The sequence below is a fragment of the Kocuria sediminis genome, assembly GCF_009735315.1.
GTDB classification, from domain to species: Bacteria; Actinomycetota; Actinomycetes; order Actinomycetales; family Micrococcaceae; genus Kocuria; species Kocuria turfanensis.
In genome coordinates, this window is sequence record NZ_WOGU01000001.1 from 170,084 (window position 1) to 184,489 (window position 14,406).

15 protein-coding genes are annotated in these 14,406 nt (G+C 73.5%); 13 read left to right on the plus strand and 2 right to left on the minus strand.

The genetic code is table 11. The features are described from left to right. Positions 1-39: 39 nt before the first annotated feature. From glf to GMA12_RS00800, 4 genes are read left to right on the plus strand one after another with little or no spacing between them, the layout of a single operon-like run. Positions 40-1,227: a UDP-galactopyranose mutase gene (gene glf / locus GMA12_RS00785; RefSeq protein WP_162459295.1), complete on the plus strand. Its 1,188-nt coding sequence runs from the start codon at positions 40-42 to the stop codon at positions 1,225-1,227. Then, positions 1,224-3,227: a glycosyltransferase gene (locus tag GMA12_RS00790; RefSeq protein WP_156266297.1), complete on the plus strand. Its 2,004-nt coding sequence runs from the start codon at positions 1,224-1,226 to the stop codon at positions 3,225-3,227. Before glf ends, GMA12_RS00790 begins: the two co-directional genes overlap by 4 nt. Beyond that, a complete protein-coding gene (locus GMA12_RS00795; RefSeq protein WP_156266299.1) occupies positions 3,227-4,087 on the plus strand; it encodes an ABC transporter permease in 861 nt (286 codons plus the stop codon). Before GMA12_RS00790 ends, GMA12_RS00795 begins: the two co-directional genes overlap by 1 nt. A 2-nt stretch (positions 4,088-4,089) precedes the next feature. Continuing rightward, complete coding sequence (locus GMA12_RS00800; RefSeq protein ID WP_156266301.1) at positions 4,090-4,857, plus strand: ABC transporter ATP-binding protein; 768 nt, start codon at positions 4,090-4,092, stop codon at positions 4,855-4,857. A 76-nt stretch (positions 4,858-4,933) separates the two neighbouring features. On the opposite strand, the gene GMA12_RS00805 is transcribed toward GMA12_RS00800, so the two are convergent. Continuing rightward, complete coding sequence (locus tag GMA12_RS00805) at positions 4,934-7,006, minus strand: DUF6541 family protein (RefSeq protein WP_156266303.1); 2,073 nt, start codon at positions 7,004-7,006, stop codon at positions 4,934-4,936. A 141-nt stretch (positions 7,007-7,147) separates the two neighbouring features. On the opposite strand from GMA12_RS00805, the gene GMA12_RS00810 reads away from it, so the two are divergent. Together GMA12_RS00810 and GMA12_RS00815 are read left to right on the plus strand one after the other, a co-directional pair. Beyond that, positions 7,148-7,813, plus strand: a complete 666-nt coding sequence (locus GMA12_RS00810) for a glycosyltransferase family 2 protein (protein WP_370829756.1) — start codon at positions 7,148-7,150, stop codon at positions 7,811-7,813. A 54-nt stretch (positions 7,814-7,867) separates the two neighbouring features. After that, positions 7,868-8,284 (plus strand): DUF2304 domain-containing protein, encoded by a 417-nt coding sequence (locus GMA12_RS00815; RefSeq protein WP_156266305.1) that lies wholly within the window; start codon positions 7,868-7,870, stop codon positions 8,282-8,284. Positions 8,285-8,294: 10 nt separating this feature from the next. Here the strand turns inward: GMA12_RS00815 and GMA12_RS00820 are convergent, their stop codons facing one another. Then, positions 8,295-9,242 (minus strand): glycerophosphodiester phosphodiesterase family protein, encoded by a 948-nt coding sequence (locus tag GMA12_RS00820; RefSeq protein WP_162459296.1) that lies wholly within the window; start codon positions 9,240-9,242, stop codon positions 8,295-8,297. Positions 9,243-9,662: 420 nt separating this feature from the next. Here GMA12_RS00820 and GMA12_RS00825 point away from each other — a divergent pair, with 420 nt between their 5' ends. From GMA12_RS00825 to GMA12_RS00855, 7 genes are read left to right on the plus strand one after another with little or no spacing between them, the layout of a single operon-like run. Then, positions 9,663-10,925 carry a TadA family conjugal transfer-associated ATPase gene (locus GMA12_RS00825; RefSeq protein ID WP_156266309.1) on the plus strand — a complete coding sequence of 421 codons (1,263 nt, stop codon included), beginning with the start codon at positions 9,663-9,665 and terminating at the stop codon, positions 10,923-10,925. Next, a complete protein-coding gene (locus GMA12_RS00830) occupies positions 10,922-11,779 on the plus strand; it encodes a type II secretion system F family protein (protein ID WP_162459297.1) in 858 nt (285 codons plus the stop codon). Before GMA12_RS00825 ends, GMA12_RS00830 begins: the two co-directional genes overlap by 4 nt. Beyond that, on the plus strand, positions 11,776-12,720 hold the full coding sequence (locus GMA12_RS00835) for a type II secretion system F family protein (protein ID WP_156266311.1): 945 nt from the start codon (positions 11,776-11,778) through the stop codon (positions 12,718-12,720). The genes GMA12_RS00830 and GMA12_RS00835 overlap by 4 nt, the downstream gene beginning before the upstream one ends. Positions 12,721-12,770: 50 nt before the next feature. After that, positions 12,771-12,995, plus strand: coding sequence for a hypothetical protein (locus GMA12_RS00840; RefSeq protein ID WP_156266313.1), 225 nt, complete (start codon positions 12,771-12,773; stop codon positions 12,993-12,995). Positions 12,996-12,997: 2 nt separating this feature from the next. Then, the gene (locus GMA12_RS00845) at positions 12,998-13,429 is read left to right on the plus strand and encodes a TadE family protein (protein ID WP_156266314.1); all 432 of its coding nucleotides are present in this window, start codon (positions 12,998-13,000) and stop codon (positions 13,427-13,429) included. After that, a complete protein-coding gene (locus tag GMA12_RS00850; RefSeq protein ID WP_240898509.1) occupies positions 13,410-13,865 on the plus strand; it encodes a hypothetical protein in 456 nt (151 codons plus the stop codon). Before GMA12_RS00845 ends, GMA12_RS00850 begins: the two co-directional genes overlap by 20 nt. Further along, positions 13,862-14,359 (plus strand): pilus assembly protein TadG-related protein, encoded by a 498-nt coding sequence (locus GMA12_RS00855; RefSeq protein WP_162459298.1) that lies wholly within the window; start codon positions 13,862-13,864, stop codon positions 14,357-14,359. Before GMA12_RS00850 ends, GMA12_RS00855 begins: the two co-directional genes overlap by 4 nt. Positions 14,360-14,406: the final 47 nt, after the last annotated feature.

Here is a 14,406-nt window from a genome sequence, read left to right on the forward strand (position 1 = left end):
GGCCGGGCCCACCAGGACACCAATGTCAGGAGTTTGCCCGTGAACGCAGATCTCGTCGTCGTCGGGTCGGGCCTTTTCGGCCTGACCGTGGCCGAGAGGGCCGCCAACGAGCTGGACCTCAACGTGGCCATCATCGACCGTCGCTCCCACATCGGGGGCAACGCCTACACGGAGAACGAGGAGCAGACCGGGATCGAGGTGCACCGCTACGGCGCCCACCTCTTCCACACCTCCAACGAGCGGGTCTGGGACTACGTCAACCGCTTCACCGACTTCACCGACTACGTCCACCGCGTCTACACGCGCCACCAGGACGAGGTCTTCCCCATGCCGATCAACCTCGGCACCATCAACCAGTTCTTCCGGGCGGCGTACTCGCCGGCCGAGGCGCGGGCGCTGATCCAGGAGCAGGCCGGGGAGCTCGCCGGGACGGACCCGCAGAACCTCAACGACAAGGGCATCCAGCTCATCGGTCGGCCCCTCTACGAGGCGTTCATCAAGCACTACACGGGCAAGCAGTGGCAGACCGACCCCAAGGACCTGCCCGCCTCGATCATCAACCGGCTGCCGGTGCGCTACACCTACGACAACCGGTACTTCAACGACAAGTACGAAGGCCTCCCGGTGGACGGCTACACCGCCTGGCTCGAGCGCATGGCCGACCACCCGAAGATCGACGTCCGCCTGGACACCGACTTCTTCGACGACGGCCACGACTACTCCCGCTCCGCCGTCTCCGGGCAGGTGCCGGTGGTCTACACCGGCCCCGTGGACCGGTACTTCGACTACGCCGAGGGCGACCTCTCGTGGCGGACCATCGACCTGGAGCAGGAGGTCCTGCCGGTCGAGGACTTCCAGGGCGCGCCGGTGATGAACTACCCGGACGCCGACGTCCCCTTCACCCGGATCCTGGAGTTCCGCCACTTCTACCCGCAGCGCAACTACACCAAGGACGCCACGGTGATCATGCGGGAGTTCTCGCGCTTCGCCGAGAAGGGCGACGAGCCGTACTACCCGGTCAACGCGCCCGTGGACCGCGAGAAGCTGCTGAAGTACCGGGACCTGGCCCGCGGCGAGGACAAGGTCCTGTTCGGGGGCCGGCTCGGCACCTACAAGTACCTCGACATGCACATGGCCATCGGCGCCGCCCTGTCCATGGTCGACAACAAGCTCAAGCCCCACTTCACCGGCGGGGCCTCCATCGAGAGCGGGGGAGTGGACGCATGACCGCGACGACCCAGGACATCGACCGGGCCGGCACCGAGGGCACCGCGCACCGGGTGCTGCAGGAACTCGTCTTCCCGGCCAAGGACCGCGCCTCCACCCAGCCGCTCTACCTGGACACCCGGGCGGACACCGGCAGCTCCGTCCAGCAGGAGGACACGGGCGAGCAGCGCCCCCAGATCGTGGTGAACGTGGCCTCCGAGCCCGCCACCTCGGGCGGGCTGACGATCCTCGGGCGCACCTCCGCGCGCGTGCGCGCCCGCAGCACCGTCTCCTTCGCCACGTACTTCAACGCGTTCCCGGCCAGCTACTGGCGGCACAACACGCACCTGCGCGAGGTGGTGCTGCGCGTGCGCACCACCGGCCGCGGCACGGTGAGCGTGCACAGCTCCAACGCCCGGGGCGAGTCCGTGCCGGTCTCCGTGCACGAGGTCGCCGGCGCCGAGCACGTGGTGGAGGCCGTGCTGCCGCTGAAGGCGTTCGCCGACGGCGGGTGGTACTGGTTCGACCTGGCCGCCGCCGACGAGGACCTCCAACTGCTCGGCGCCCAGTGGCTGGGCGACGGCACGGGCATCCCCGAGGGCACCGTGACCCTGCAGATCACCACCATGAACAAGCCGTCCTACTGCCTGACGAACGCCCGGCTGCTGGTCGAGCAGCAGGAGAACCTGCCGCAGGTCGAGCAGGTCGTGATCGTGGACCAGGGCAACCAGAAGGTCGTGGACGAGCCCGGGTTCGACGAGGTGCAGGAGCGCTTCGGCGACCGGCTGCGCGTGATCGACCAGGCCAACCTCGGCGGGGCCGGAGGCTTCGCGCGCGGGATGTACGAGGCCGTCCGCGCGGACAGCACCTACGTGCTGCTCATGGACGACGACGTGGAGATCGAGCCCGAGGCGGTGCGGCGGGTCAGCGTGTTCGCCGACTTCTGCAAGCGTCCCACCCTGGTCGGCGGGCACATGATCGACCTGCTCAACCCCACGAAGATCCACAACTTCGGCGAGGCGATGGACCCGTACAGCTTCCAGTACGGGCCCGCGGGGGAGGGCGTCGAGCTCGGCCACGACTTCCGGCACAGCAGCCTGCGCAGCACGGCCTGGATGCACCGCCGCGTCGAGGTCGACTACAACGCGTGGTGGATGTGCCTGATCCCCACGCAGGTCATCCGTGAGATCGGCCTGGCCCTGCCCGTGTTCATCAAGTGGGACGACGTCGAGTACGGCATCCGCGCCAAGGCGGCCGGCTACCGGACCGTGTCCCTGCCGGGCGTGGCCGTGTGGCACCTGGCCTGGGCGGACAAGGACGACACGATCAGCTGGCAGGCGTACTTCCACAAGCGCAACCAGCTCGTGGCCGCGCTCCTGCACTCGCCGTTCGACCGGGGCGGGGAGGTCCTGGGCCGCAACGGGGCCAAGGACCTCCGGCACCTGCTGTCCATGCAGTACTTCGCCGAGGAGGCCCGGGTGCTCGCCCTCCGGGACGTGCTGGCCGGGCCCGAGACGCTGCACGAGCTGCTGCCCCAGCGGATCCGCGACGTGCGCCGGCTGATGACCCGGCACACCGACGCCGTCTACCAGGCCGACATCGACGCCTACCCGGCCGTGGCCTCGGCCAAGCCCGTCCGCACCCGGCGGCTCTCCGCACCGCACGGGGTGAGGATCCTCACCTCCACCGCCTCCGCCCTGGTGCGCCACCTCGCGGTGCGCCCCGCGGACGAGGCGGACCAGCACCCGCAGGTGCACCTGCCCTACCAGGACGCCCGCTGGTGGCGGCTCACCCGCTACGACAGCGCCCTGGTCTCGGCCTCGGACGGCACCGGCTACACCTGGTACAAGCGCTCGCCCCGGGAGGCCCGCGCCCTGCTGGCCGAGTCCCTGCGGCTGCACGCGCAGCTGGCCCTGCGCTGGCCGGAGCTCTCCCGGCGCTACCGGGAGGCCCTGCCGGAGGTGACCTCCATGGAGGCGTGGGAGGCGACCTTCCGCGAGCACTCGGAGATCGGCGTCTGATGGCTGCACCCACGGTCGTCCGGAGGCCGTCCCCCGGGACGGGACTGCCGGCGGTCTTCCGGCAGCGCTACCTGCTGAAGCTGCTGGTCGACAAGGAGCTGCAGATCCGCTACCGCGGCACCATCCTGGGGCTGCTGTGGTCCTACGTGAAGCCCGGCATCCAGTTCGTGGTCTTCTACGTGGCGCTGGGCATCTTCCTGGGCCTGGAGCGGGGGATGGAGAACTACGCCGTCTACCTGTTCTCCGGCATCATCCTGATGAACTTCTTCTCGGAGTCCTTCGGCAACGCCGCCCGCTCCATCGTGGCCAACGCCAGCCTGATCAAGAAGATCTACCTGCCGCGGCAGATGTTCCCGGTGGCCTCCGTGTGGGTGGCCGGGGTGCACCTGCTCCCGCAGCTGGTGGTGATGCTCGTGGCGTGCCTGATCGTGGGCTGGTCGCCCACCTGGATCTCCCTGCTGGCGGTCCCCGCGGCGCTGCTGATCGTGGGACTGCTGGGGGCGGGCCTGGGCATGCTCTTCGGCGCGGCGAACGTCTTCTTCCGCGACGCCGAGAACTTCGTGGACCTGATCGTGATGGTCAGCACCTGGTCCGCGCCGGTGCTCTACCCGTGGATGATGGTGCGGGACGTGCTGGGCCCGGTGTGGTTCGCCGGGTTCATGCTCAACCCCCTGACCGTGGCCGTGGAGCTCTCCCACGCGGCGTTCTGGCTGCCGACCACCAGCCCCGGCGCCCACACGGTGCCGCCCGACCTGTTCTCCCTGTGGACGCCGGTGGCCCTGCTCGTGGTCGCGGTGATCATGTTCCTGGGCGACCTGACCTTCCGCCGGCTCGAGGGCCGATTCGCGCAGGAGCTGTGACGATGAGCACTGACCGCACCATCCCGCCGGCCGAGCCCGCCGTGGTCGCCCGGCACCTGGCCAAGGAGTTCTCGCTGCGCCACGCCCGCTCCCTCAAGGAGACGGTGATGTGGCTCGCGCGGGGGCGGCGCCAGGACATCTCCAACCGCTTCCGCGCCCTGGAGGACCTCAGCCTCAGCATCCGCCCGGGCGAGAGCGTGGCCCTCGTGGGGCTCAACGGCTCCGGGAAGTCCACGTTCCTCAAGCTGGTCTCCGGCGTGATGAGCCCCGACGGCGGCTCGCTGGAGGTCAACGGGCGCGTGGCCGGGCTGATCGAGGTGGGGGCCGGCTTCCACCCGGACCTCACGGGCCGGGACAACGTGTACCTCAACGGGGCGATCCTCGGGATGACGAAGGACGAGATCGACCGGAAGTTCGACCAGATCGTCGCCTTCTCCGAGATCGAGCAGTTCATCGACACCGAGGTGAAGTTCTACTCCTCGGGCATGTACCTGCGCCTGGCCTTCGCCGTGGCGGTGTTCACCGACCCGGACATCTTCATCATCGACGAGATCCTCTCGGTCGGCGACGAGCCCTTCCAGCGCAAGAGCCTGGGGCGGGTCCGGGAGCTCTCGGAGGAGGGCAAGACCCTCCTGGTGGTCAGCCACGACTTCGACGTGGTCCGCAAGGTCTGCGACCGCGGGGTGTGGATCGAGCACGGCCGGGTGCGCAGCGACGGCCCGATCGACGAGGTGATCGAGCAGTTCCGCGCCGCGGAGAACGCCGGCTGACGGGTTCCTCCGGCACGCACGACGGGCCGCCCAGCTCCTCCGGGAGCCGGGCGGCCCGTTCTCGTCCGCCCCGGGCTCAGGGGGCGTCGCAGCCGACGACCTCGTAGAGCGCCGCCGGGCCCTCGCGCTCGACGAGGGCGAGACCGGGGGCAGCCGCGGGGTCGACGGCGTTGAGGCCCGCGTAGTCCCGGGCCTGCTGGGCGTGCGGGATGATGAACTGGGTGCCGAAGTCCAGCACCCAGCGGACGTCGAGCTCCTCGGCGGCAGCGCAGGCCGGGCTGCCCGGGACGGCGTCGTCGAGGCCCGTCGCGAGGGCGTGCAGCTCCGGGTCCAGGGCGCTCAGCTCGGTGTCGGGCGACTCGACGTGGTACTGGGTCACGGGCCGGTCCGCGACCGCGTAGGCCAGGGACCCGCCGTTCCAGGGATTGACCGCGATGACGTCCCCCGGCTCGGTGAGCTCGTCGAGGTCCTGCAGCAGCTCGTACTCCGCCCGGTTGAGGATGCTCTCCGGGCCCTCCCACGCGTAGTACTGCTTGCCCCACCGGGTCGCCTGCGTCAGCGACTCGACCTGGGAGTACGGCACCGCCAGACCCAGCAGCACGAGCGCCGCGACGGGATAGGCCGCACGGGCGGCCCGGGGCCGGCCGGCGAAGGAGGCGAGCGCCGTCCCGGCCGCCGCGAGACCGGCCACCACGTGCGCGGCCCCGAAGGCGATGAGCGGCACCGCGGTCAGGGGCAGGGTGGCCGCGAGCCGGTACGAGTCGGTGTACCACCCGCCGACGAGCCACTGCCGGGCGGGGCCCTCCTCGCCCGCGGCCGCCACGGCGTAGAGGTACACGAGCACCAGGTGCGCGACCACCAGCCAGCGCAGCCTCCGCCGGGCGACGGCCGCGTAGATCCCCGCTGCGGTGAGCAGCACGAGCACCCAGGGGACGTCCTCCCGGCCGTTGGCGCCGTAGAGCAGGGCCTCGCCGGCCGCCCGCGCCACGGTGGTGGACGGCTCCCACACGAACGAGGTGGTCAGGACGTTCCACAGCAGCAGCCACGCGGTGACCGCGACGACCGCGACCGCCGCGAGCCCGAGCGAGGGCCCGAGCCGCCGGGCGCGGGCCGCGGCCCGCAGCCCCAGCCACCAGGCCGTGGCCGCCGGCGGCACGGCGACCACGAGCAGGGCCAGGAACGCGTTGGGCTGGGAGACGAACAGCGCGCCCAGGGTGACCACGAGGCTGGCGGCCAGGCGGACCCGGCCCGCGGCGTCCGGGGTGCGCGCGGTCCGGTCCGCGGTCACCCCCGGGCCCAGCAGCCGCACGAGCAGCCCGAGGGAGATCGGCGCGATCGCCAGGGCGAGGAGGTTGGGGAAGAGCGGCCCCCAGGCCATCAGGCCCAGCGGGAAGACGCTGAACCCGGCGGCGGCCGTGCCGGCGGCCACGGCGGCGACCGCGGACGGGCCCACGAGGCAGCGCACGAGGAAGATGCACGAGACCGGCCAGACCACCCCGGCCACCGCGAGCAGGGTCAGGTTGTGGGCGACGAGCACGCTGTCACCGCTCAGCGGCACCACCAGGGACGCCAGCTGGTGCCAGGCCGCCGGGTACAGGGCGATGGCGCTGTCCGGGTTCACCAGCCGGTTCAGGGTCAGCGTCGAGCCGCTGCCCGTCTCCACGACGTAGCGGATCGCGTTGAGGTGGAAGATGTTGTCCCAGCGCTGGGCCATGGCCTCCGGGGCGCCGATCACGGACGCCAGCCGGCGCAGCAGGAGCACCGCGCCGATCACGAGCCCGGCCGCGGCCCCCGCCGGGAACAGCCAGCGGCGGTCCACGCCGAAGCGGGCCTCCGGGTCTGCCGGATCCGGCGCCGCCGCGGAGGAGCCGGCCGCGTGCCCGCTCCGCGGGATCAGCCGCCCCACCAGCCAGGCCAGCCCGGCCAGCACCACCGCGGCCAGCGCCTGGGAGAGCACCCCGTAGGGGACGCCGACGAGGTCCAGCACCACCCCCGTGAGGCCGACGACGGCGACGCTGAAGGCCGGCGCGGTCAGCAGGATCCGGCCGCCGCGCTGCCCGAAGGCCCACAGCAGGGCCAGTCCGGGCAGCCACAGGAACGCCAGCAGGACCAGGAACGCCGGGAGGTACGGCCACCAGCCCGTCAGCACGTCGGTCCTGCGGAGCTCGGCCTGGCAGCGGGCACAGTCTTGTCCTCACAGTGGGGGGAAGGGTCGGGTCGATCATAGCGGCCGCCCGGGCGGGGACCGGTCCTGACGGGCGGGTCCGGCGCGCTGTGCGAGAATGTCCGGGTGAGTCGTTCGTGGATCGTCATGCCCGTGTACAACGAGGCGGCCGTCGTGGGAGAGGTGCTGAGGGAGCTCCGCAGGACCTTCCCGCACGTCGTCTGCGTCGACGACGGCTCCTCCGACGACTCCGCCCGCATCTGCGCCGAGGCCGGCGCCGTGGTCGTCCAGCACCCCATCAACCTAGGGCAGGGCGCGGCCCTGCAGACCGGCTTCGAGTACGCCCTGCAGGACCCGGACATGGACTGCGTGGTGACCTTCGACTCCGACGGCCAGCACCGTGTGGTCGACGCGTGGGACATGGTCCAGCGCATCCGCTCGGGGGAGGCGGAGGTCGTGCTCGGCTCCCGGTTCCTGGACCGGCGCACCCAGGTCTCCGCGCTCAAGCGCGTGGTGCTGCGCACCGCGGCGTTCTTCTCCAGGCTCTCCACGGGCATGGACCTCTCCGACGCGCACAACGGGCTGCGCGCCATCGACCGGGGCACGCTGTCGAGGATCCGGCTGACCCAGAACCGGATGGCCCACGCCTCCGAGATCGTCAACCAGCTCGCGGACATCCAGCCGCGCTGGGTGGAGCACCCGGTGCAGATCATCTACACGGACTACTCGAAGTCCAAGGGGCAGTCGCTGCTCAACGGCGTGAACATCCTCGCCGAGCTGTTCGTGAAGTAGCCCCCGCACCGACCCGCCCGCACACCGCACCACCGAAGGGAAGACACGCCCCCCATGATCTACGCCGTGCAGATCCTGCTGGTCCTCGCCGTGGGCTACGGCGCGCTCGCGCTGATCCGCGGCGGGGCCAACGCCAAGCACCAGGCGATCCGCCGGGTCGTCGGCCTGGCCTTCTTCGTCTTCGCGGCCCTGTCCATCTTCTTCCCCGACCTGCTCACGGGCGTGGCCCAGTTCTTCGGCATCGGCCGCGGCACCGACCTGGTGCTCTACGGCTTCGTGGTGGTCTTCATGATCACCCAGGCCACCTCCGCCCTGCGCAACCGCCAGCAGGAGGTCAACGTGACCCGGCTGGCCCGGCACATCGCGGTGACCGAGGCGGAGCAGCCGTGGGCGCCGGCCCCGGCCCACACCGGGCGGGCCTCGGTGCGGTCCTTCGCGCCGTCCTCCCCCGGGGAGCGCCCCGCCGGCTGACCCGCGCGGTTCAGGCCTCCCGCACCACCCGGGAGAGCAGGTCCGGCTGGTCGGTCATGACGCCGTCCACGCCCCACGCCAGCAGCCGGCGCATGTCCTCCTCCCGGTCGATCGTCCACACGTCCACGCGGAGTCCGGCCTGCTGGGCGGCCCGCAGCAGCCGGGGCGTGAGGACCCGCAGCCCCAGCAGCGTGTCCGGCGGCTGCAGGCCCTGGAAGGGAAGGGCGTGGCGGTCCTGCCGGCCCAGCAGGCACAGCAGCCGGAACGCCGCGAACTCCGTGACGGCGGCCGCCGTGGGGACCGCCCCGCCCGAGGCCCGGCGGAAGCGCCGGATCGAGGCGGTGCGGTTGGCCGCGACCAGCGTGCGGTCCTGGGCGCCCGCCGCCCGGACGGTCCGCCAGACGACCTCCTCGGCGCCGGGGCGGTTGCCCTTGAGCTCGATCGCCACGCGGTGGTCCGGGAAGGACGCGTAGACCTCCGCCAGCGTGGGGACCCGCACCCCGCGCCCCCGCCACGGGAAGGTCTCCCCGTCCGGGGTGAACGCGTGCCCGGCGTCCAGGCGCTGCAGCTGCGCGGTGGACAGCACGGCGACCGCCCCGGTCCCGTCCGTGGTGCGGTCCACCGTCAGGTCGTGCATCAGCACGGCCGTGCCGTCGGCACTGACCTGGACGTCGAGCTCCAGCACGACGTCGCCGAGGGCTGCGGCCGCCCGGAACGCCTCGAGGGTGTTCTCGGGCGCGACCTCGGCGCCGCCCCGGTGGGCGAAGGTCGTCGGCCAGTCCCGGGGCACGGGCGTCCTCGTGCCCGGTGCGGGGGAGCCGACGTGCCGGACCAGGGCCGCGCCGGCCGCGCCGGTGAGCAGATTGCCGGCGAAGGGAACGGCCGCGAGCAGCAGCGCCCGGGCCCGGGCGGCCACGCCGGGGCGCGTCCCGTGCTGCTCGGTGGTCACGTGGGTCACGGCGGTCCTTCCGGTGGGCGGCCACGGTCCGGGCGGCACCGTGCGGGGGGCGCTCGGTGCTGCGGGGGCTCGGGACAGACGGCAGGTGCGGACGTCCGAGGCGGACGTCCGGTGCGGCGCACGTCCGCCCGTCCACCCTACGGCTCCTGCGGCACGGGACGCACCCCGGCGCTGGCCGCGCACCGCCACCGCCGGACGGTGCGGAACGGCGGCACCCGCCCCACATTTCATGCGCCCGCATCCTGTGACGCACCGGGCGTTCGCACTCGGGAACAACGCCGCAGGTCAGCGCCGGCTGTCCACAGGGGGCGACCACGGGGTTGTGGCGGGTGGCGCCGTCTCGCCTATGTTCCTGTGCATGCGCTCCGGGGGGAGCGTCGCCGGTGCGCATCGCGCGCCGGGCACCGCGCAGGGGGTCACATGGCGGCACTGCTCTCCGAGGACGCGCTCGGGCTCGTGGAGGCCGAGGTGCGCGAGCTGATCCGGCGCCGGGGGCTGGACCCGGTGCTGGAGCTGGAGCGGACACGCGAGCTGGTGGACGCCGCCGTGCGCGACTACGACCAGCGCTCGGCTCGCGGGGTGCTGCCGGCCCTGACCGACCTGCAGGCCGCCCGCCGGGTGCTGCTGGACCTGGTGGCGGGGTTCGGCCCGCTGCAGCCGCTGCTGGACGACCCCCGGATCGAGGAGATCTGGATCAACGGCCCCGCGGAGGTCTACGCGGCCCGCGACGGCGAGTCGGAGCTGACCAGCCTGGTGCTGACCGAGGCGCAGATCCGCAACCTGGTGGAGCGGATGCTGAAGTCCTCGGGCCGCCGGCTGGACCTCTCCTCACCGTTCGTGGACGCCGCGCTGCCGGACGGGTCCCGGCTGCACGTGGTGATCCCGGACGTGACCCGCAGGCACTGGGCGGTGAACATCCGCAAGTTCGTGGCCCGGGCCCGCCGGCTCGACGACCTGGTGGAGCTGGGCTCGCTGCCGGCACGCGCGGCGCGCTTCCTCGACGCGGCGGTGGCCGGCGGCCTGAACATCCTCGTCTCGGGCGCCACGCAGGCCGGGAAGACGACCCTCCTCAACTGCTTGTGCGCCTCGATCGGGCCGCGGGAGCGGGTCGTGACCGTCGAGGAGATCTTCGAGCTGCAAGTGCCCCTGCGCGACGTCGTGGGCATGCAGTGCCGCCAGCCCAACCTCGAGGGCACCGGCGAGATCCCCCTGCGGCGGCTGGTCAAGGAGGCGCTGCGGATGCGCCCGGACCGCCTCGTGGTGGGCGAGGTGCGGGAGGCCGAGAGCCTGGACATGCTCATCGCGCTCAACAGCGGGCTGCCCGGCATGTGCAGCCTGCACGCGAACTCCGCCCGCGACGCCGTGACGAAGATCTGCACGCTGCCGCTGCTGGCGGGGGAGAACATCAGCACGGGCTTCGTGGTGCCGACCGTGGCCTCGTGCTTCGACCTCGTGGTGCACTGCCACCGGGACGCCGACGGTCGCCGCCGCGTCACCGAGATCCTCGGCATCGGCAACCGGGTCGAGAACGGCGTGATCGAGACGTACCCGGTCTTCGCCGAGGGCGCCGACGGACTGCGGGCGGTGGCCGCGGAGGCCCCGGCGGCGTGGAAGTTCGAGCGGGCCGGGCACCGGGTGCGGGACCTGCTCGCCGAGGACGGGACTCCCGGGGGCGCCCGGTGAGCGCCGCGCTCGGCGTGCTGATGGGCGCGGGCGTATTCCTGCTCTGGTGGTCGTGCTGGGCGGAGGAGACGCCACGGGCGCAGCGGCGCCGCCGTCCCGGGCGGCTGCGCGAGCTGCTCGTGCGCGCAGACCTGGCCCGGGTCAGTCCCGCCGGGCTGCTGGCGGCCTGCGCCGGGGCCGGGGCGCTGAGCGGGCTGCTCGTCGCCGCCCTCACCGGCGCGGCCGTGCTCGGGCTGTGCGCGGGCCTGCTCGGCGCCTGGCTCCCGGCGGCGCTCGTCCGGCACCGGGCCCGCGGCCGCGCCGCGGTGCTGCGGGAGGTGTGGCCCGACGTCGTCGACCACCTGCGCTCGGCGATCCGGGCGGGCATGTCCCTGCCGGAGGCGCTGATCCAGCTCCAGTACCGGGGCCCCGAGCCCGTGCGCCCGGCCTTCGCCCGCTTCGCCGCCGACTACCGGGCGTCGGGGCAGCTGCAGGGCTCGCTCACGCTGCTGAAGGACCGGCTGGCCGACCCGGTCGCGGACAACATCGTCGAGGCGCTGCGCGTGACACGGGAGGTGGGCGGCACCGACCTCGGCAGGCTGCTCGGCACCCTCTCGGAGTTCCTGCGCGAGAACGCCCGCACCCGCGGCGAGCTGGAGGCCCGCCAGTCCTGGACCGTCAACGCCGCGCGCCTGGCCGTGGCCGCCCCGTGGATCGTGCTGCTGCTGATGGCCACCCAGCCCGCGGCCGTCCGCGCCTACGACACCCCGGCCGGTGCGCTCGTGCTGCTCGGCGGCCTGGTCGTGTCCGTGCTCGCCTACCGCCTGATGCTGCGGATCGGCGCGCTGCCCGAACCCGAGCGGGTGCTGCGATGAGCGCCTCTCCTGCTCTGCTGGTCCTCCTCGGCCTGCTGCTCGCCGCAGGGCTGTGGCTCGTGCTCACCGGGAGCCGGGCGACCGGCGGGCCGTCCTTCGCCGCGCGGATCTCCCCGCAGCTGCGCTCGGTCGAGGTCGAGTCCGCGCTGCTGGCCGGACCGGGGCTGCGCCGCGCCGGCACCCGCGACCCGGCGAGCACGGTGCTGGGCTCCGCCGCCCGGGACCTGGCCCGCCGGCTGGTGCCGCACGCGGGCTCCTCGTCGCGGCTGGAGCGGCGGATCGCCCGCGCCGGATCCGTCAGCACGGCGGCCGACTTCCGCGCCGAGCAGCTGCTGTTCGCGACGGGGGGCCTGCTGCTCGGGGTCCTGCTGGGCCTGGCCGCCGCCGCCCGCTGGGGCACGGGCGCCGCGGGCGTGGTGCTGGCCGCGGCGGCGACGGCGGCGGCCGGCCACCTGCTGCGCGACCACCTGCTGAGCCGGCGGATCCGCGCCCGGGAGGCGAGGATGCTCGCCGAGTTCCCCGCCGTGGCCGAGCTCATGGCGCTGTCCGTGGGGGCGGGCGAGAGCGCCGTGGGGTCGCTGGAGCGGGTGTGCCGGGTCGCGGAGGGCGAGCTCACGGCGGAGTTCCGCCAGGTGCTGGCCCAGGCCCGGTCGGGGGCGGGCCTCGTGCACGCCCTGCAGGACTTCGCCGCACGCACCCCGGTCGCCCCGATCGGGCGGTTCGTCGACGGCATCGTCGTCGCCATCGAGCGCGGCACACCCCTGGCCGACGTCCTGCGCGCCCAGGCCCAGGACGTGCGTGACCACGACAAGCGCGAGCTGATGGAGGCCGCCGGCCGCAAGGAGATCGCCATGATGGTCCCGCTGGTGTTCTTCGTGCTGCCGCTGACGGTCGTGTTCGCGGTGTACCCCGGGCTGGCCGTGCTGGAGCTCGGCTTCTGAGATCCCCACAGCGCCCGGCTCCGGGCCGCACCACCACGAGAGGACACCCCATGAAACACCTGCTCCGGCCGGCCGCGCTGCTCGGCGTGCTCGCCCTGATCCGCACCGGACTCGTCGACCGGCTCGCCGCGGAGGACCCCGACCGTGGCGACGTCCCCGGCTGGGTCATGCTGACGCTGATGTCGGCGGTGCTCGTAGCCGGGCTGCTCCTCGTGGCGCAGCCGGCCCTGGAAGGGCTCTTCCAGGACGCCATGGCCCGGGTCAGCCAGAACTGAGCATGCGGCTCGCGCACCTGCTCCGGTCGCTGCGGGCCCGGTTCCGGGGAGCCGGGGGGCCCGCGGCAGCGGACCGGGGCCACGCCGTGGTGGAGTACGTCATGGTGGCCGGCCTCGCGGCGATGATCTTCGCCGGCACCCTGCAGCTGGCGCTGGCCCTGCACGTGCGCAACACCCTGATCGACGCCGCGGCGGCCGGGGCCCGGTACGGGACCCTGGCGGACCGCTCGCCCGAGGACGGGGTGCAGCGCACCCGCCGGATCGTCGCCGACGCCCTCGGACCCCGCTACGCCCAGGACGTCGCCGCCTCCTCCGTGACGGTGGGGGAGGTGCGGACGCTGGAGGTCCGCGTCCTCTCCCCGCTGCCGGTGGTGGCGCTGTTCGGCCCACCCGCGTCCCTGGAGGTGCGCGGCCATGCCGTGCTCGGCGGCTGAGCCGCGCCCCGCCGGCGGGCCGGCGCCGGCGGAGGACGAGGGCAGCGCGGTGGTGGAGTTCGTGGCCCTGGGGACGCTGCTGCTGGTCCCGGTCGTCTACTTCGTCCTCACGGTGGCCCAGGTCCAGGCCGGGGCGTTCGCAGTCGTGGCCGCCGCGCACCAGGGCTCCCAGGCCCTGGCCGGGGCCGAGCCCGGGGAGCTCGCCGCGGCCGACCTGACCGCGGCGGCGCAGCTGGCGGCCGCGGACCAGGGCTTCGGACCCGAGCAGCTGGCCGTGCGGCTCGAGTGCTCCGACGGGGCCTGCACGAGCCCCGGCGCGGTCGCCACGGTGCACACCACCCTGGAGGTCCCGCTGCCCCTGGTGCCGGGCTTCACCGACCTGGAGGTCGCCGTGCTCACCTCCTCGGCCACGGTCGTGCCGGGGAGGTACGGGTGAGCGGGCCGGACGCGTTTTCGGGCCGGGACGCGGAGGACGACCCGGAGGACGGCCCGGACGACGGCCCGGACGACGGGCAGGTCACGATCCTGGTCCTCGGCTTCGCGGTGGTCTCCCTGCTGCTGACGGTGGTGGTGATGGGCGTCACCTCCGTCTACCTGGGGGAGCGGAAGCTGCAGGTGCTGGCCGACAACGCCGCGCTCGCCGCGGCGGACACGTTCGTGGCGCTGCGTCCCGGCGGGCCCGGCGCACCGCCCAGCACCGTCCTGGACGACGACGCGGTGGCCGGGGCCGCCGCGAGCTACCTCGACACCGTCGGCGCCGGGACCGCCACCCCGGGCCTGGCCCTGGCCGCCCCGACGGGCAGCCCGGACGGGCGCACCGCCGAGGTGACGCTGACCGCCGTCGTGCACCCGCCGGTGGTCAACCTGCTGGTGCCCGAGGGCATCGCGATCACCGCCACCAGCGAGGCCCGTGCCCAGCTCGGGCGGTGAGCGCCGTCCCCCGCGCAACGTTGCGGGTGCGGCGCGACACGGTTCTC

Excerpts from the sequence above, each read along its gene's own strand:
- GMA12_RS00795 (WP_156266299.1), top strand. The coding sequence starts at position 3,227 with ATGGCTGCACCCACGGTCGTCCGGAGGCCGTCCCCCGGGACGGGACTG.
- GMA12_RS00835 (WP_156266311.1), top strand. The coding sequence starts at position 11,776 with ATGAGCGCCTCTCCTGCTCTGCTGGTCCTCCTCGGCCTGCTGCTCGCC.
- GMA12_RS00815 (WP_156266305.1), top strand. The coding sequence starts at position 7,868 with ATGATCTACGCCGTGCAGATCCTGCTGGTCCTCGCCGTGGGCTACGGC.
- GMA12_RS00825 (WP_156266309.1), top strand. The coding sequence starts at position 9,663 with ATGGCGGCACTGCTCTCCGAGGACGCGCTCGGGCTCGTGGAGGCCGAG.
- GMA12_RS00800 (WP_156266301.1), top strand. The coding sequence starts at position 4,090 with ATGAGCACTGACCGCACCATCCCGCCGGCCGAGCCCGCCGTGGTCGCC.
- GMA12_RS00840 (WP_156266313.1), top strand. The coding sequence starts at position 12,771 with ATGAAACACCTGCTCCGGCCGGCCGCGCTGCTCGGCGTGCTCGCCCTG.
- GMA12_RS00850 (WP_240898509.1), top strand. The coding sequence starts at position 13,410 with ATGCCGTGCTCGGCGGCTGAGCCGCGCCCCGCCGGCGGGCCGGCGCCG.
- GMA12_RS00845 (WP_156266314.1), top strand. The coding sequence starts at position 12,998 with ATGCGGCTCGCGCACCTGCTCCGGTCGCTGCGGGCCCGGTTCCGGGGA.
- GMA12_RS00790 (WP_156266297.1), top strand. The coding sequence starts at position 1,224 with ATGACCGCGACGACCCAGGACATCGACCGGGCCGGCACCGAGGGCACC.